We start from the raw sequence: 17,929 nt of genomic DNA, 5'->3' as shown, positions 1-17,929 counted from the left end.
ACCCAATTAAACAGTGATGTGAAGAATCACGTCATTGGCCGAGAGGATGACACCTCTGATAAGCGGCAAGAGATTTAGCGAAAAGCTAACCAAATAGCGGAGCGGTAGTTCAGTTGGTTAGAATACCGGCCTGTCACGCCGGGGGTCGCGGGTTCGAGTCCCGTCCGCTCCGCCACTAATTTTAAAGGCCTTCCCGACTGGGAAGGCCTTTTTGCTATGGCGGATTTTGCCCACTGACCCGAATTTTTGCACACCAGAGCGAACAGCAAAGCCCGGCCTCTTGACCGGGCTTTGCTGTTTCTAGCTGCTGGCATGGTTGATTGTTGTACCATCAATCTTGCTATTTTAATTGTAACGTTTGCAGGCGGTTCTTTTTTATAGCTATATCAGCGGATCGTTGGTTGCTTAATGATCAGTTTTGGTGGTGTACTTTTGGCCAAACACCGCGGAGGGTGCGTGATTAGGGTTGTATCTCGCTTATAACTCGGTAGAGTAAGGGCATCTTGAGTTTGCCTTCCCTGCTCGGTGTTCGCTGGGATAAAGGTGTAACTTGGCCCGTTTTTATCAACCTTAAGCCAGTGGTATCGATATGGAACAAGTAAACAAATCTACTTTCAGTGATGTACTGGAATATGTGCGAATGTCCCGTCGTCAGAACAAACTCAAGCGTGAAATTACGGACAATGAGAAGAAGATCCGTGACAACCAGAAGCGTGTGCTGCTGCTCGACAACCTGAGCGATTACATCAAGCCGGGCATGAGCATTGATGATGTCCAGGCTATCATCGCCAACATGCGTACCGACTATGAAGAGCGGGTTGATGATCACATCATCAAGAATGCCGATCTCTCCAAAGAGCGTAAAGAGCTGAGCAGCAAGCTGAAGGGCATGAGCTCCCACAAGTAAGCTTTTAGCTGTCAGTAAATAAACACCGGCCATGGCCGGTGTTTTGTTATCAGCTCGGATCTCTGCCACTGCTGCAACAATCGGCTCCCCTTTTTAGAGTTGCCCTGTTACCATCACTACAAAGCGGTCAATAGTTTCAAGCCATTGACTTGAAAAGACTAAGCTTTAAACACAATAAATTGCGCAACCATGGTGGGGCTGATATGGGCGCATCAGAACAGACGGATTTGACACAAGTGGCATCTCAAGATTCATCTGTCCAAACCAAGGACGGGACCCCAAAACGCAAGCGTCGTTCTTGGTGGCGTTGGTTGTTTTGTTTTCTCTTTTTAGCGTGCCTGGGGGTAGTGATCTTCCTGGTGGGCTATGAGATGAAAACCTCGACGCTACAGTCTCAAGAGATATCCCGCTATGCTGCCAAACTGACCTCTCAGGTCGAGCCTGGTCAGAGCAAGCAGATCGCTTTTCCCAGTGATGGCCCGTTCGACAAGCGGCTCGGCTATGTGCAACTGCCAATGATGCAGGAGCGTTTGCTGCAGCGGGGTTATGAGGTGAGCAGGCAGGCGCATTTCTCCGATGCCCTCTATGACTACGCCACTCGTGGCTTCTTTGTGCCTTATACCGAAAAGGTTCAGGCCGGACTGACGCTCCACGATTGCCGCGCGGAACCTTTCTACCAGTTCAAATACCCGACCCATCATTATCCTGACTTTGCCTCTGTTCCACCGCTGGTGATCCAGTCGTTGCTGTTTATCGAGAACCGGGAATTGCTGAGCAACGAGGAGCCACTGGCCAACCCGGCTGTCGACTGGCCCCGCTTTGCCAAGGCGGCACTCTCTCAGGTGGGCAAGGCGCTGGATATGCAGGATCAATCTGCCGGCGGCAGTACCCTGGCAACCCAGGTGGAGAAGTATCGCCACTCGCCGGATGGCCTGACCCTGTCGCCGACCGAGAAGATCCGTCAGATGGCCTCTGCCAGTGTGCGGGCCTATCGTCTCGGGCCAGAAACGCTGGAGGCGCGCAAGCTGGTTGCTTGGGCCTACCTCAACTCGGTGCCGCTCTCGGCTGCGCCGGGATATGGTGAGGTGCATGGTCTGGGGGATGGTCTGTGGGTCTGGTTTGGCGCCAATGTTGATGACGTGAACCGTCTGCTGGATCCCGCCCGCAACCAGAACGCGCCACTGGCCGAGCAGGGGCTTGCCCTGCGTCAGGTGGTCTCGCTGATGATTGCCCATCGTCGTCCCTCCTACTATTTGGCTCAGGGTCGCGCGTCGCTCGCAGACCTGACAGACAGCTACCTGCGCCTGTTTGTACAGGAGGGGATGATCACGCCGCCGTTGATGGAGGCCGCCCTCAAAGCCAAGATCAGCTTCCGTGATTTCTTGAAGTCCCCGGCCATCACCCGAGTGAACAATAACAAGGGGTTGCAGGTTGCTCGTACCCGCTTGAGCCGCCAGCTCGGGGTGCAGCTCTATGATCTCGACCGGATGGATCTGACTGCAGATACCAGCCTCAACATGCCGTTGCAGAACGAAGTCTCTCGTTATCTGCAACAACTGGCCGACCCTGCTGTTGCAGCGCAAGTCGGGTTGTTTGGTGAGCGCTTGCTCTCCCCCGAGAAGACCGGTGATGTGCGCTACAGCTTCACCCTGTTCGAGAAGTCACCGGAAGGGTTCAAGGTGCGGGTGCAAACCGATAACACCGATCAGCCGTTTGATATCAACGAAGGCTCCAAGCTGGAGCTGGGCTCCACTGCCAAGTTACGGGTGCTGACTACCTATCTGGAGATTGTGGCTGAACTGCACGATAACTACGCCAATATGCCAGCAGAGAGCTTGCGCAAACTGGCGTCGGTCTCTCAGGATAATCTCAGTCGCTGGGCTATCTCCTATCTGATGAGTGCCAAAGACAAGAGCTTGCCGGTGATGCTGGAGGCGGCGCTGGATCGCACATATTCCGCCAGCCCTAATGAAGGCTTCTTTACCGGCGGTGGCATGCATACCTTCAATAACTTCCGCCGCGAGGATAACGGGCGTATTCCCGCCATCCGCGATGCGCTGCGTGAGTCCATCAACCTGCCATTTGTCCGGTTGATGCGCGATATCGTGCGCTACAGCCTCTATAAAGAGGGCAATCGCGCCCAGCTGCTCAAGGATGACAAGGATCCCCGTCGTCAGGAGTATCTGGCCAAATTTGCCGATAAAGAGGGGCAAACCTATCTGCTGCGCTTCTGGCGTAAATATCAAGGCAAGACCCCCGAGGAGCAGCTCGATACCTTCCTTGATGGCCTCAAACCGAGCGCGGTGCGTCTGGCTGCGGTACACCGCTATCTGATGCCGGATGCTAACGAGGCGACCTTTGCCGCCTTCCTGGCTGAGCGGCTGCCGCGGGAGAAATTGAGTGCGAAGCGGATCAATCAGCTCTATGTCAGCTATGGCCCGGGTAAGTATTCACTGCCGGATCAGGGCTACATCGCTCGTGTTCACCCGTTGGAGCTGTGGCTGCTGGCCTACCTCAAGGAATTCGACAAGGCGACCTTTGCCGATGCGGTAGCGGCCAGCCGTGACGAGCGGCAGGAGGTCTACAGCTGGTTGTTCAAGACCCGTCATCGCAGTGCCCGCGACAGCCGGATCCGCACCATGCTGGAGGTTGAGGCCTTCCTCGACATTCACCAGCGTTGGGCAAAGCTGGGTTATCCGTTTGACCATCTGGTGCCGTCACTGGCGACCGCCTTGGGCAGTTCCGGTGATCGCCCGGCCGCACTGGCGGAGTTGATGGGGATTATCCAGAATGGCGGTATCCGCACGCCGACCTTGCGTATCGAGCACCTCTCGTTCGCCAAGGGGACGCCGTTCGAGACAGCGTTTGAACCCTTGCATACCGAGGGAACCCGGGTGATGCCTGCCGAGGTCGCTGCCGCGCTGCGCAGTGCCCTCTCCAAAGTGGTGGAAGGGGGAACCGCCAGACGTATCGCCGGTGCGTTTGCATTGCCTGACGGCACCGTGTTGCAGATGGGTGGCAAGACCGGCACCGGTGATAACCGGATCGAGACGGTAGGTCGTTATGGCAATGTGACCAGTTCACTGGCGCGCAACCGGACCGCGACCTTTGTCTTTTTCATCGGTGAAGATCACTTCGGCACCCTGACCGCCTATGTGCCGGGCAGTCAGTCCGACAAGTTCCGCTTCACCTCGGCACTGCCGGTACAAGTGCTCAAGGGGATGGCCCCATTGCTGATGCCATACCTGCAACCGGCCTCCCATACCCAGTGTCTGGCGAACCAGTGATACTGGCCCATTGCAGCTAATCACGCAGATAACATAACCAGGCAGATAACAAACGGGGAGGCTAACAGCCTCCCCGTTTTCTTTTCCTCATCGGGTGCAACCGCGTCACGCGATGGGATCAGGCGTTCAGTACGAACAGCTCGATTACCTGAGCGACGCCATCTTCATCATTGCGGGCTGTGATGTGCTGGGCCACTCCTTTGATCTCGTCAGTGGCATTGCCCATCGCAACCCCGAGACCCGCGTACTCGATCATATGGCGGTCGTTGCCGGCATCCCCAACGGTGATCACCTGCTCAGGGGTCAGGCCAAGGTGCTCGGCCAGTGCCGCGACGCCGGTTCCCTTGTTGCTCTGCTTGTTCATGAACTCGAGGAAGAAGGGGGCGCTCTGTACCACTGTATAGCGCTCATAGAGCTCTGCTGGCAGTCGCTCGATAGCGCGGGAGAGCTGGGGCGGTTCGTCGATCATCATCACCTTCATGATCTGCTCGTCGGCAGCCAGGGTGGCGAAGTCGATCAGATTGATCGGCATGCCGATCAGGCGCGATTCATGCTCGGTGTAGGTGCTGACCCGCGGACTGATCAGGCCGCGGGTAACCGAGAAGCCGTGAATGTTCACTTCCAGCTCAGCGGCCAGTTTGGCGATGGCGCTGGCGTCACTGCCAGTCAGTAGCTGGCTGCGGATGATGCGCTGATCGGCCACCTGTTGCACCAGGGCGCCGTTGTAGCAGATGACGTAATCATGTTCGGTGGTGAGGCCGAGCTCTTCCAGATAGCGGCTCATCCCTTCCAGCGGGCGGCCAGAGGCCAGCACCACGGTTACCCCTTTGGCACGCGCGGCGCTGATGGCGGCGTGGGTGCGGGGAGTAATCTGGCCCTGCGGGTTGAGCAGGGTGCCATCCATATCCAATGCGATCAGCTTGTACATCTCTCACTACCTGAGTCTGGGTGGCCCGCCCGGTGGGGCCAAGGAAGTGGCGAGTGTAGCGAAAATCGGCGGCGGGATCACGACCGGTTCAGCGGTGGATCTGCGCCGGTTGACCTATTTGTGCCCCTCATAGGGGTTCATCAGCAGCTGATCTTCGCGGATGCAGAAGTGGATCGGGCCATGTTCGATATCGACCCGGTTGTGGTGGTGAGCCATCTCCACCTCGATCCCGGGGAAGAGGTGCTGGGTTGCGATGATGTCCATCTCGGCCATCAGTTTCTGCAGCTCTTCATGGTTGGCGGCCAGTTGTTCCTCCAGCTGGCGTAGCTCGAGTTGATAGCGTTCACGGATGGGCTTCAGCTTGCGCAAGGTATCTGGATTGCGCTTGTCGCTGGGCAGTTGCACCAGTCGCATCACCAGCTCCTTGATCTTTTCCAGCTGATCCAGACACGCCTGTTGCTGCAGTTTGAGCTGATGTTCCTGCTCCTTGTGGGTGAAGTAACCACCGAGGATCTGCAGTTTGGTCTGATTACCGGCGGAGGCCCCCAGCACTGGTGAGATGATGAGGCGATTGGCAATGCTGGTCCCCCCCAGCAGGTTGCCTTTGCGCATCCCGCCATCACCCACCTTGATGTCCTGTCCGCTACGGCTGTAACAGTGGCTGAGCTGGCTCTGGATCTGGATATCGCCACCCGCCTCCAGCTGGGCATATTGGGCGTAGCTGGCGTGGATCTCACCCTGGGCGTTGAGTTGGCAGAGGTACTCTCCCTGCTCGTTGCGCCTGCCAATGATGCCGTGACGCACCGTGATGGTGCCCCCCGCCTCGATCCAGCCCCCTTCGATAAAGCCGCCAATGACAATGTCGCCGCTGACCGAGATCTTCATGCCCGGATTGACGTCGTCATTGACGATCAAGCCCCCTTCAAAGGTGATATGACCATGGCGTGCATCCACCCGTTTGACGTTGAGTACCTCATCGACTTTCATGCCCGATTTTTCCTGACAGGGCAGCCCGGCGCGGCTGGCAATCAGCAGATCGGGATCGTCAGGTGAGAAGCAAGTGCCGTCCCCGGCACTCATCGGACTGTCCTTGCCGTTCTTGGCTGGCAGCTCTTGACCGGTCACGGTAAAGCCGGGCACCCCGACCGTGGCCGGGTGACGGCGCATCAGCTGGGCGCCCGCCTTGACGGTGACGATGGAGCCGAGATCCCGCAGATCGACCCGGTCATGATCCAGCTCCCTGGGTTTGAGGATCCGCTCGGCAGGGGTTTCCACCAAGCGTTCATAGCGGGTGTCCTGACCATTGACGGTAGGCTGGCCGCGGGCGATGACCAGTTTGAGCTGGCTGCCGGGGGTGGCCTCCCTGGCCGACTGGATGGCGGCGGTGAGCAGCGGCGCGCTCACTCCCTGCTTGATCTCGCTAAGAGAGATGGCTTCTTGCAGCTGTTCCAGCGTCACATACTTGCCACCCCAGTCAGCGGTGATCTGAGCGCTGGCGCTCATCCGATCTTTTTCCACCACTATGGTGACTCTGGCATCTTGCCGTTTGGCGATGGGAAGCGGGTTGGAGGGCACGGGGGCGGCAGGGTTAGTGAGCAGCGTATTGAGCAGGCTGATGGCCTGCTTGACCCCCTCTGGCAGTGGCTGATAACGGCGACAGTTGGAGGCGAGCAGCAGAGCCTGAATATCCTGTTCTGTGACCGGCTTGGTGAGACCGGCAGCAATTCGCAGGCAGACCAGGTCCATATCGCTTGATAGCAGCAGCCACTCTTTGCTTAACACCGTATCTCCTTGCCGGGTGAAAGGAGGGGCGATCGTTTCGTCCCTCTACTGTCATTTAATCTCTCAATGATGGATAAAGCGAATCGCTGACTGTGAGAGTGGGCAGTATCCAGATATTTCTGCTGAATGGTCAATGGATTGAGGTCAAATCGGTGATGACGGCCGGATAAATGTGGGTGCTGTTTGGAAATGGTATGAAGAGGTGCGCCGGACCGTGACAGGAGATCTCTGCCAGCGACACGGGTATCGCTGGCAGGGGCTGTGGTTATCAGCCGCGCTGGGCCGTTCTGGCCAGCGTGAGGTAATCGCCGAGTATCGGCTCACCCAGCAGGTGGCGGCGCAGCATGTCGAGCGCGGCAAAGGCGAGGATCTTGCGGCGGCTCTCCGGATCGGGATGGCTGACTTTGACCGTCTGGCCTATCTGTTTGCCATCGGCGCTGAGCAGCAGTGGCACACCCTCTGATCCCTCTCGCCCTATGGTCAGCTGCAGGTCTGCATCGGCTGTCGGCAGCTGCGCCAGCTCATCGGCCAGTTGTGCGCTGAAGCGGGCCTCCAGCTGGGGATAGCCGTGACAAAGCGCCAGCAGCGCGCCGCCACTCTCCCCCTCCAGCAGAGTCAGTGGCCTGCCTTGCAGCAGCGCGAGGATCTGTTGCGCCGACTCGCTATCCCCGCTGCCGACTAGCCAGGGGCGGATCGTGCTGAGCAGTCGGCTCTCGGCGCTATCTATATCAGCGGCGCTGGCGCCGTGGCCGATCAGTTTCAGCTCGATGAGGGGCATGGCGGAGCGGTAACCCAGCTCGATGCCGGTGGGCCAGGGGGTGGCATCCAGCATGTCGCTGAGGGCCGATTCCGAGACGCCGAAGGTGTAAAAGCGGCGCAGCTCGGTGTCGGTCTGCGTTCCGGCCAGTAGCTTGAGGCGCGGCAAGATCTGCTCGCGCACCATCTGCTTGAATTCGAACGGCACGCCCGGGGTGAAGAAGAGCTGGCTCTGGCCACTTCGCACCACAAAACCGCAGGCGGTGCCGACCGGGTTGTCGAGGATCTCGCCCCCCTGTGGCAACCAGGCCTGCTTGGCATTGCTTTGTGCCATGGGGCGGCCCCGGCTGGCGTAGCGGGCGGTGATGGTGGCGAGCCAGTCGGGGAACAGGGTGAGTGGCTGACCAAAGGCCTCGGCGGCGGCCTGAGCGGTGAGGTCATCGGCAGTGGGCCCGAGCCCGCCGCACACCAGCACCACCTCGGCGCGGCTGGCGCTCTCTTGCAGCACCGTTTTCAGGTCGGCGAGGTTATCCCCCACCGTCAGGCGGCGGCGCACCTGCCACCCCTGTTCCAGCAGCAGGGCGCTGAGCCAGGCCGCGTTGGTATCCACCACCAGCCCCGTCACTATTTCGTCTCCGGTACTGATGATCTCGATACGCATGGCGAACTCCTTGCTTTAGAAAAGGGTAACGGCGCTGACCTGAGGCCAGGGCAATCAGGATTTGGCTTGCTCGAAGTAGTAGCTGATCCGGGTGCGTGGATTGAGGTACTCGAACACTGCAGGTGGCAGCCGTTTGGGGTGGATCACCTTGGCAATCGACAATTCGACCTGTTGCAGGTCAATGATGGCCGCCTCCTGGCGCGGGATGCGCGGATCGTAGACCAGCACCGAAGGGTAGAGCAGGCGGGAGGCGTTGACCGACATCACCAGCCCCACCTGGCCGTTGGATAACTGCACCACGCTGCCGGGGGGGTAGATACCCATCAGCCGGATCAGCATGCTGAGGTACTCCGGATTGAACTGGGCTTTGCGCTGCTTGTAGAGGCCGCTCAGGGCCGAGTAGGGCACCTTGGCCTGCATGTGGCAGAGGTTATCGTACTCGTTGATCAGCGACACCATCTGGGTCAGCGGGTCGAGCTGGCCACCCTTGAGCCCTTCCGGGCCGCTGCCATCCAGGTATTCGTGGTGATGCAGCACTATCCCCTTCGACTCGGCCGGGAAATCCTTGGCCAGATTGAGCAGATCCAGACCGTAGCGCGGGTGCTGGGCCATCAGGTTCTGTTCCGGCTTGGTGAGGGGTTCGCTCTTGCGCAGGATCTGGCTCGGGATCTTCAGCTTGCCGATGTCGTGGAACAGTGCCCCCATGCCGATCTGGCGGATCTGGTCGGCCGACATGGCGCACTCCTTGGCCAGCAGCATGCAGAGCACGCTGACATTGAGGGAGTGGAAGTAGAGGTTGTTGTTATCATCGCTGTCGGAGACCAGATGAAGCACCATCTCATCCACGGCGAGCAGTTGCTCGGTCATGGCGTTGATCAGCTCCTGCGCCTCGCCAATGGCATTGAGGGGGCGGGACTGGAGCTTGCTCATCACATTGCGCACCTGTGCCAGCGACTGCTGGAACTGCTTCTCGCACTGCTGCAAGTCGCGACGATATTGCTGCAGTTGCTCGATGCGGCGATCTTTCTCCTGCTGCATCTGCGCCTGACGCTGCGCAGTATCTGACGCTTCGGCTGGTTGCGGTTGCACCTGGCTGAGAGGCTTGGGAGGCGCGTCGCTCTTGTCGGGAATGATGGTGACCAGCTTGAGACCGAGACGGCGGATCAGTTCGATCTCCTCTTCATTTTTGATCTTGAAGCTGGAAAACAGGAACGGGTGTTCGCGCCACCCCAGTGGCAGGGATACAAAGTTGCCGACTTGCAGTCGATCTACGGAAATCTTGATACCAGTCATTATCTTGGAAGCAGGAGGCACACTGAGCCGTATGCTAGTCAAAGGCGAGGATGAATACAAAAGGTATCTGATGACAGGCTGGGGGCTTTATTATAGGCTTCTGGATGTCCAGACACTTTTACCGATGCAGTACAGGGAGTAAGCATGCCGATCAAAATCCCGGATCAGTTACCCGCCGCCGAAGTGCTGGGGCAGGAGAACATCTTCGTGATGACGGAATCCCGGGCCGTCACCCAGAACATCCGCCCGCTGCGGGTGTTGATCCTCAACCTGATGCCAAAGAAGATTGAGACTGAGATCCAGCTGATGCGGATGCTCTCCAACTCGCCGTTGCAGGTGGATGTGGATCTGCTGCGCATCGACGATCGGGAGTCGAAGAATACGCCGCAGGCGCACCTCGAGAACTTCTATCACGACTTCGAGCAGGTGCGTGGCAATAACTATGACGGCATGATCATCACCGGGGCGCCGCTCGGGCTGGTGGAGTTCGAAGAGGTGGTCTACTGGCCGCGCATCGTCGAGATCATTGAGTGGTCCCATCAGCATGTCACCTCCACCCTGTTCCTCTGCTGGGCGGTGCAGGCGGCACTCAAGGCGCTCTATGGCATGGAGAAGCAGACCCACGGCGAGAAGCTCTCCGGGGTTTACCGCCATCATCGCCTCGATGAGCACGAGCCGCTGCTGCGCGGTTTTGATGACGAGTTTGTCGCCCCCCACTCCCGCTATGCGGCGTTCGATGGCGATCTGATCCGCACCCATACCGACCTGCAGATTTTTGCCGAGTCAGCAGAGGCGGGGGTCTATCTGGCGGCGACCAAGGATTGTCGCCAGGTGTTCGTCACCGGTCATCCTGAATACGACACCCTGACCCTGGACGGAGAGTATCAGCGGGATCTGGCGGCAGGGCTCGACCCGGCCATTCCGGTCAACTACTACCCTGATAACGAGCCGGGCAATACCCCGCGCGCCAGTTGGCGTAGCCATGGTCACTTGCTGTTTGCCAACTGGCTCAACTACTACGTCTATCAGCTCACCAGTTATCGGGTAGAGGATATCGGCAAGGTCTTTACCTACGGTCAGGGCGGCAAGTAGTCAGCCGCCCTGCTCCAACCGCGTGGCCAGCTGGTCGAGCCACTGGCGGTGCACGGCCAGGTTGAATGCTTTGGGTCTGTGGGCCTTGATGGCGGCCATGGCTTCTGCTTGTGGCTGGCCCAGGGTCATCAGCAGCGCGGCGGCGACCAGACCGGTACGACCGCTGCCCCCTTTGCAGTGAATGACCAAATGCTTGCCATCCCCCAGCAGCTCGCGCATGGCAGGCAGGGCTTGTTGCCAGATCAGATCAAAGGCGCTATCGGGGGCCTGGTCATCCTCGATGGGCAGATGGAACCAGCGCATCCCTTCGCGCTCGACCTGCTGACCGAGTTGATCCAGTTCGAGTCGGGCCAGCTCGGCCGCCGTCATCAAGGTCACCACGCCGTGGGCGCCGGCAAACCTCAGTTGATCGAGGGCCAGGGTCAACGGCACCTGCTGGGTGCCGGGGCAGGGGGTCAGCAGCAGTTGGCCATCGACACGGGGGACTTCCTGGCTCCAGAAGGGATGAGACGAGTACATAAAAGTCCTTATGAGGCAGGTAGGGGCAAGACGAAACGGGCCAGGCCCGGATGCTGAGTGTGACAAAGGATAGGGCGCGTGGTCGCGATGTCAATCTGCGTTGTGTTCGGTCCGGTTTACGGGCAGAGTTTAAAAAAATTGTGTGGTTCAAGGAGTTAAGATGAGAAATCTGGATCAACTGGACCTGGATATCCTGGCCCATCTGTTTCGTGATGCGGGCATGACCAACAAGGATCTGGCCGCGTTGGTGGGGGTTGCCCCCTCCACCTGTCTGGAGCGGGTACGCAAACTGCAGCAGGATGGCGTGCTCAAGGGGGCGCACTGCGAAGTGGACTATCAGGCCCTCGGCGGCCACATTCAGGCCATGGTCTCCCTGCAGCTGGCCCGCCATAGTCGCCAGATCATCGATGCCTTCCGCGATGCCATTCTGGCGCTGCCCGAAGTGATCAGCCTGTTCCATATGGGCGGCAAGGATGATTTTCTGGTGCACCTGTGTGTCTCCGACACCGAGCACCTGCGTAACTTCGTGTTCGACCACTTCACCTCCCGCGAGGAGGTGGTGCACCTCGAAACCTCACTGGTATTCGAGCACAGATTCAGCCGTTCGTTACCCTGTTTTACCCAGCCATAACGGCGGGCGAGTCGCTCGGTTGAGTAGATAGAAAAAACCGCCAGCTGGCGGTTTTTTCTATTCAACATGTTACCTTTTTGGCCTCATTGCTATCCGAAAGGGGACGCTTATTTGGCGGCGACCCGTTGATCCTTTGCGGTCTGATAGAGCCCCTGCTGATAGGCCATGCTGCCCCAGAGCACCAGACCAAGGGCATCGTCTTTCATCGCGTCAGGTTGTGCGGCAGAGGTCAACGCTTCACTGGTCTGGTTATAGACAAATCCTTCTGCTGGTCGCTCTGGTTGCAGGATCACCACATCCTTGCCGCGCATCAGGGCGAAGTTTTTGTCGTACTGCATGAGGGCGCGTCCCGGCCAGTCGGCGGGCATGCGGGTCAGATCCTTGCCCAGCATGGGGTGGTCGGCACTGATCCCCATCAGGGAGAGCAAGGTCGGTGCCATGTCGATCTGGCTGACGATGCGCGGATCCTTCTTCGGCGCTATGCCGTCACCGACGATGACCCCCGGAATATGGAAGCGGGGGATGGGCACCAGACTGGAGCCGCCGACCCGACTGTCGTGATCGGCGATCACCAGGAACAGGGTGTCCTTCCAGTATTCGGACTGTTTCGCCTTCTTGAAGAACTCGCCGATGGCGTAATCCGCATACTTGGCCGCGTTGTTACGGGTCTGCTTGGGCTGCTCGAAGAGCTCGATGCGATTGTCCGGGAATTCGAACGGATCGTGGTTGCTGGAGCTGAACACCAGACTGAAGAAGGGTTTGCCCTCCTTGTGCAGTGCCTTGAAGGTCTCGTCGGCTTTGGCCATCAGATCCTCGTCAGAGGCGCCCCATGAGCCCTTGAATACCGGATTGTCGAAATCCTTCTGCTCGACGATGGTGGTGAAGCCGTTGCCGAGGAAGAAGCTGCGCATGTTGTCGAAGTGGCTCTCGCCGCCGTAGATAAAGCTGGTGTCATAACCTCGCTGTTTGAGCAGATCGGCGATGGTGAAGAAGTTGGTCTGGCTCTTGCCGAGTTTGACCACCGCCTGTGCCGGGGTCGGCGTGAAGCCCGTCAGCACCGCCTCGATACCGCGCACCGAGCGGGTGCCGGTGGCGTAGAGCTGCTCGAAGGCCCAACCCTGTTGGGACAGTGCATCGATGTTGGGGGTGAGCGGCAGGCCACCGAGGGAACCGACAAATTGGGCGCCCAGGCTCTCCTGCAGCAAGATCACCAGATTCTTTGGTTTGCCCTGAAAGCTCGCCGGGTTGAAGGTCTGGCTGGGCAGCAGATCCGAGTTGAAATCACTGGCCGGACGGCCACTCTCCTGGCGCATGATCTCGAGCACTTTCTCCTCGGACATCTTGCCGTAAAACTGGCTGGCATCCTCTTCGGCACCCATCTGTTTGATGGCAAAGAAGAGGGAGTAGGCGGAGTTGACAGTGAGTGAGTTGATCAGCGGATCATCGGCAAAGGCGACCATGGCCGGATTCAGGGCGCGGTGGCCAAGACTGGAGCGAGCGCCGAGAAAGCCGATGGCCAGAATAAGCAGGGCAAACGCTGGACGCAGATACCAGCGGGGGAAGCTGAGGCCACGCACCAGACGGCCGCTCAGCCACCAGCCACCGGCCAGCACGGCGCCACTGAATACCACGGCCAGCAGCAGCTCGGCTTTGCGGCCCGCCCACAACATGGAGAGCACCTCCTTCGGATAGATGAGGTACTCCACATAGAGGCGATTGGGGCGCAAGCCGTACTCGGTAACGAAAGAGGGGGTGGAGATCTCGAGGAACAACATCAGCCAGAGTCCGACGGTCAGCCACACTCGCATCAGTTGCAGCCAGCCACGGCCGATGGCATGGGGGCCCGCCAGCAGCAGGGTGAACATGGCGGGGACGCCCCAGACCCAGCAGAGGGTGGCAAAATCGACCCGGATCCCTTGCAGCAGCATCTCCTGCCAACCGGCAACGGCATCCACCCGTTCCAGTTGCCAGAGGCCGAGGGCAATTCGACTGAAGGTGAGAGAGAACAGGGCGAGCGCGCAGAAGATAGCGAAAGGCCAAAATGGGCCCAGTCGCTGTTTTAGGTTTGTCATGAATGTTCCTGATAGAGCCTGTAAACGTCTGTCCACAGACGTTTTTTTTTATTTGTTGTGACCTTATGACAGGCAGATGGGGAGAAGGTTGCACTCTAGCTTGCCAAAAGGGGCAATTAACATATCGCTTATCAAAGGGTGTGACGGCGTGCAGTTAATGATTACAGAATAATCTGCTGGGTGAAATGTGAGCTGCGGCGCGTATGGATAGGGTGACGGGTGTTTATAATTACCGCGAATTATCCCAATCGGAGCCGAAAGGATGCCGGTCTTTATCGATGTGGAGTATGTGCAGGGATGGCGTCTGTTCGTGGTGTTATCGGACGGTATCACAGGGGTGCTGGATCTGAACCCCTGGCGTGGTCAGGCGCTGTTTGCAAAACTGGAGAGTGAGCGCCAGTGCGCCCGGGTCTTCATCAACCGTCACCACCAGTTGGAGTGGCCGGTCGGCTGTACCTTGTCAGCCCACGAGATTTATCACCTGATCTCCCCCATCGATGAACGGGAAGCCTTCCGTTAATCCCCGCTGTTTGTGAGCAAGGGGGATCGACCCCTCTTCACGTCGCTGCACACCAGTCAGGTCGGGTTGGCTATGAGCTGCGTGGCCGCATACCCGAGCCGATCATATTGGCTCTCGGTCAACTACCGTTTTGCCTCGGCAGGTGCGCTTAACCAGTTGATTCAGATAACGTTTTCAGTCACAGCGCATTCTGGGCTCGCTCGCTATCATGGTGAAAAACAGGCGTATCAGACGCCTGCTCTCACAGCGGGAACATAACAATGAAACAAGGAACGTTACGCTATGGCGGCCTGCTCGGGGCCGCCCTGTTACTGGCTGCCTGCGGTGGCAGCAGTTCTTCCGGTGGTGAAGTCATCCCGCCGGTTCCCAACCGTACCGATCTGGTCAGCAACCGTGCCTGCTATGGCGATGATCAACCCGCCTGCAACCTGCGCATCTATCAGGTGATGGTGGAGTCGTTTGCCGATGGTGACGGCAGTGCCAACTACGGCGTCGGCTATGGCCCCTCCCAGCATAACGGCGATCTGCAGGGGATCATCGACAGTCTCGACCATATCAAGAGTCTCAACGTCAACGCCATCTGGCTCACCCCGGTGTTTGACTCCTGCGCCGGTCAGGGCGGCGACAACAAGCTCGATGCCACCGGCTACTTCGCCTGCGACTTTTTCACCGTGGACCCCAACTTCGGCAGCAATGCCAAGCTGAAAAAACTGGTGGATGGGGCCCACCAGCGTGGCCTCTACGTTTTCCTCGATGGGGTGTTTGGCCACGTCAACAAGGTGGGGGTGAGCAAGCCGTCGCCAGAGGGGCGTCTGCCTGCCCTCACCAGCGGCGGTGCCGGTTATCCCGGTCAGCTGGTGGATTACAGTAAGCCCCAGAGCCTCGCCTACTTCAAGGAGGTGGCCCGTTACTGGGTCGAGCAGTATGGCATCGATGGCTGGCGCCTCGATCAGGCCTATCAGCTCAATCTGGACGAGTGGCGCGCCATTCGGAGCGAAGTGGAACGAGCCAGCGCGACGCGCAAGGCCGCCGGTCAGCAGTGGGGCACTCTCGGCTACATGGTGGGCTAGGTGTGGAAGGGGGCTGATGATATTCGTGCCGAGGCGTATGGATCGAGCGACAACCCGGCGCTCGCCTCGGCGTTCGACTTCCCGCTGCGCTACGGTATCGTGCAGGCGCTGGCGGTGGAGGAGTCCGGCAAGGGCGGGCAAGGGGCCAGCGTGCTCGACGCCAGCTGGAACAAGGTGGAAAACTACCCCAGCCACGCCATGCCGAACCTGATGCTGGGCAACCACGATCTGGTGCGTTTCGGTGATCTGCTGGAGCGCGGTCACTTCAATCCGGCGGAGTACTGGCTGCGCCACAAGGCGGCCTTCAGCTTCCTCGCTGCCCGCTCCGGCCCCATCACCTTCTACTATGGCGAGGAGTTTGGCGACGAGGTGCCGGGCTTTGCCGCCAAGGTTGGCGGCGACTGCGCGGCGCTGGGACTGTGCGACGATCACGTGGCTCGCAGCGACGGCAAGGTGCCCGCTGTCAGCGGTTTTGTGGCCAGTGCCGAACAGGCCGAGCTGAAAGAGTGGCTCGCCCAATTGCTAGGGATGCGCGCCGCTCATCCCGCCCTCTATCAGGGGGAACGAGTCAAGCTGGTGGCCGATGGCAGCCTCTATGGCGACATCAAGCAGACGGCGGGGGAGCAAGTCGTCTACCTGCTTAACCTCTCCACCACGGCGCTCAGCTACAACTTGCCGACGGGCAAGCTGCGCAGCGGCAGCGCGCTGGTGGATCTGCAAAGCGGCGAGAGTCTGGCCATCGGCGGCAGCAGCGTGACGGTGGAGCTTCCCCCCTTGAGCGGGCGTTTCCTGCGCCTGCAATAGGTCAGCGGCAACAAGCTGTGAGACGAGAGAGGGCCCCATCGCGGGGCCCTCTCTGTCATTGTGGGCGTTGAGGTCATGGCGGGCTATGCGGTGGTCTGGCCGCGGTTTTCCAGCCGCTGACGGAAGGCGCGGGCCAGCCGCTCGTAGAGATCCTGCGCCTCTTTGTCTTCGATATCGCCGCGGATCCAGGGGTTGTCGACGATCTCCAGCAACACGCAGTCACGGCCCTGCTGGCGCAAATCGAGCCCATAGAGGCCATTGCCGAGTTGATGGACGGCGCGGCGGGCGGTCTGCAGCACTCGCTCCGGCACCTCGTTGAGCGGCAGCGCCTCGATCCGGCTCATGTCGAGGGGATGCTTGCGGCGGCGAATGCGGTTGCCGGGTTCGGGTCGGTAGCGGCGACAGGCGAACAGCGGCGAGCCGTCGAGAAAGCCGATGCGCCAGTCAAACTCGGCGGGGATCCGGCTCTGCACCAGCAGCAGGGCGGAGCGGCTGAGCCCCTCGTCCAGCAGCCGGGCCAGCTGCTGCTCGTCACTGGCCAGGGCGAGATCGCGCCCCTGCGCGCCATCGGGCACCTTCACCATCAGCGGCAGGCCTAGTCGCTGCACCAGCTCATCGACATGGTGGCGACCGCGACGGGTCACCACCATGGTCGGCGGCATGGGCACCCCGCTGCGCACCATCAGCTCGTAGAGGTAGAGCTTGTTGCTGCAGGCGAGGATGGCGCGGGAGCTGTCGATCACCGGCATCTTCAGCTGCTCGGCGCGGCGGGCAAATTCGAAGGTGTAGTGGCCGACCGCGGTTTCGGCGCGCAGCCAGAGGGTGTCGAACTCCGGCAGCCGCTCGATGGCCGACGGTGGCAGGATCTCGGCGCGGATCCCCTGGGCGGCGGCGGCCCGGATAAAGCGCTCCAGCGCCAAGCCATCGCTGCTGGCGCGACCATCATCGGGGTCTACCAGAATGGCGAGCTGGTAAAGCGGCGCCGCCTGCTCCTCGTCACCTGTGCCCACCAGCGCCTGAGCGTGGTGCTGCATCAGTGCTTTTTCGCTTTGGCTCAGCTCCAGCGGCGACAGGCTCTGCTGCTGGCGCACCGACCAGCCGTGACGGCCGCGTTTGAGGGTCAGCTCCTGCAGCGGCAGCTGGCTCAGGCCGTAGTAGTAGCGGGCCAACCCCGCCAGCTCGCTCTGTTCGCACTGACCAAAGATGGCACGCACCCGGATCCGATCCTCGCTCTGCTGGGCCAGCCACCCTTGCGCCTTGCGCCACAGCTTGGCCGGTGGCTGCTGGGGTTGCAGTCGGCTGATGGCCTGCAGACCCGGTAGGCATTGATGGCCCCGGGCCTGTGCCAGCAGCGAGCAGTAGTAGCCCGCGCTCAGGTGCTCCAGATTGCGGCAGAGGTTGATGATGCGGGGTCGGCCGCCGGTGGTCGGCACCCCATGTTGCAGGTAGGTGCGGGCGGTCAGCAGATAATCGGCATGGCAAGGCCAGTCGCCCAGCTCTTCGACGATGACATAGGTACTCATATTTTCGGCTCCACAGATCAGACTGCCTGAACAGGCAGGATCCCCAGTGGGCTTCGATGCACCGACAAGCACGACAATGGCGCG

The 17,929-nt window shown here is 59.8% G+C and carries 12 protein-coding genes, 1 tRNA gene and 1 pseudogene; 7 read left to right on the top strand and 7 right to left on the bottom strand.

Annotated elements, in window-relative coordinates:
• Positions 1–98: 98 nt before the first annotated feature.
• The 3 genes from CF137_RS15900 (at position 99) to CF137_RS15890 (ending at position 4,194) form a co-directional block, all read left to right on the top strand.
• Positions 99–175: transfer RNA gene (locus CF137_RS15900), tRNA-Asp, on the top strand.
• Positions 176–589: 414 nt separating this feature from the next.
• Positions 590–907, top strand: a complete 318-nt coding sequence (gene tmaR, locus CF137_RS15895) for a PTS system regulator TmaR (RefSeq protein WP_139720216.1) — start codon at positions 590–592, stop codon at positions 905–907.
• 203 nt (positions 908–1,110) lie between these two features.
• Positions 1,111–4,194, top strand: a complete 3,084-nt coding sequence (locus tag CF137_RS15890; RefSeq protein WP_139720214.1) for a transglycosylase domain-containing protein — start codon at positions 1,111–1,113, stop codon at positions 4,192–4,194.
• Between the two features lie 118 nt (positions 4,195–4,312).
• Here CF137_RS15890 and yidA read toward each other — a convergent pair whose 3' ends face one another.
• The 4 genes from yidA to CF137_RS15870 form a co-directional block, all read right to left on the bottom strand.
• Positions 4,313–5,122, bottom strand: coding sequence for a sugar-phosphatase (yidA, locus tag CF137_RS15885; RefSeq protein ID WP_139720212.1), 810 nt, complete (start codon positions 5,120–5,122; stop codon positions 4,313–4,315).
• Between the two features lie 114 nt (positions 5,123–5,236).
• On the bottom strand, positions 5,237–6,904 hold the full coding sequence (locus CF137_RS15880) for a DUF342 domain-containing protein (protein WP_139720209.1): 1,668 nt from the start codon (positions 6,902–6,904) through the stop codon (positions 5,237–5,239).
• 268 nt (positions 6,905–7,172) lie between these two features.
• Positions 7,173–8,321, bottom strand: coding sequence for a competence/damage-inducible protein A (locus CF137_RS15875; protein WP_139720206.1), 1,149 nt, complete (start codon positions 8,319–8,321; stop codon positions 7,173–7,175).
• Positions 8,322–8,375: 54 nt separating this feature from the next.
• Entirely contained in the window at positions 8,376–9,614 is a 1,239-nt protein-coding gene (locus CF137_RS15870; RefSeq protein ID WP_162515958.1) for an HD-GYP domain-containing protein, read from the bottom strand.
• Positions 9,615–9,758: 144 nt separating this feature from the next.
• Here CF137_RS15870 and metA point away from each other — a divergent pair, with 144 nt between their 5' ends.
• On the top strand, positions 9,759–10,706 hold the full coding sequence (gene metA, locus CF137_RS15865; RefSeq protein ID WP_139720201.1) for a homoserine O-acetyltransferase MetA: 948 nt from the start codon (positions 9,759–9,761) through the stop codon (positions 10,704–10,706).
• Here metA and CF137_RS15860 read toward each other — a convergent pair whose 3' ends face one another.
• Entirely contained in the window at positions 10,707–11,225 is a 519-nt protein-coding gene (locus CF137_RS15860) for a cyclin-dependent kinase inhibitor 3 family protein (protein WP_162515957.1), read from the bottom strand.
• A 160-nt stretch (positions 11,226–11,385) separates the two neighbouring features.
• Between CF137_RS15860 and CF137_RS15855 the strand changes: the two genes are divergently transcribed.
• Positions 11,386–11,856: an Lrp/AsnC family transcriptional regulator gene (locus CF137_RS15855; protein WP_042023133.1), complete on the top strand. Its 471-nt coding sequence runs from the start codon at positions 11,386–11,388 to the stop codon at positions 11,854–11,856.
• A gap of 107 nt (positions 11,857–11,963) precedes the next feature.
• On the opposite strand, the gene CF137_RS15850 is transcribed toward CF137_RS15855, so the two are convergent.
• Positions 11,964–13,928 (bottom strand): LTA synthase family protein, encoded by a 1,965-nt coding sequence (locus tag CF137_RS15850; RefSeq protein ID WP_139720196.1) that lies wholly within the window; start codon positions 13,926–13,928, stop codon positions 11,964–11,966.
• 262 nt (positions 13,929–14,190) lie between these two features.
• Here CF137_RS15850 and CF137_RS15845 point away from each other — a divergent pair, with 262 nt between their 5' ends.
• Positions 14,191–14,448, top strand: a complete 258-nt coding sequence (locus tag CF137_RS15845) for a DUF2442 domain-containing protein (protein WP_139720193.1) — start codon at positions 14,191–14,193, stop codon at positions 14,446–14,448.
• A gap of 260 nt (positions 14,449–14,708) precedes the next feature.
• Positions 14,709–16,322: pseudogene (locus tag CF137_RS15840) on the top strand (alpha-amylase family glycosyl hydrolase).
• Between the two features lie 83 nt (positions 16,323–16,405).
• Here the strand turns inward: CF137_RS15840 and CF137_RS15835 are convergent.
• On the bottom strand, positions 16,406–17,845 hold the full coding sequence (locus CF137_RS15835; RefSeq protein WP_101315902.1) for a RimK family protein: 1,440 nt from the start codon (positions 17,843–17,845) through the stop codon (positions 16,406–16,408).
• Positions 17,846–17,929 lie beyond the last annotated feature (84 nt).

It is taken from the genome of Aeromonas sobria (assembly GCF_006243315.1).
In the GTDB taxonomy this organism is placed as follows: domain Bacteria; phylum Pseudomonadota; class Gammaproteobacteria; order Enterobacterales; family Aeromonadaceae; genus Aeromonas; species Aeromonas sobria_A.
This window is presented reverse-complemented; position numbering and strand designations above follow the sequence as displayed.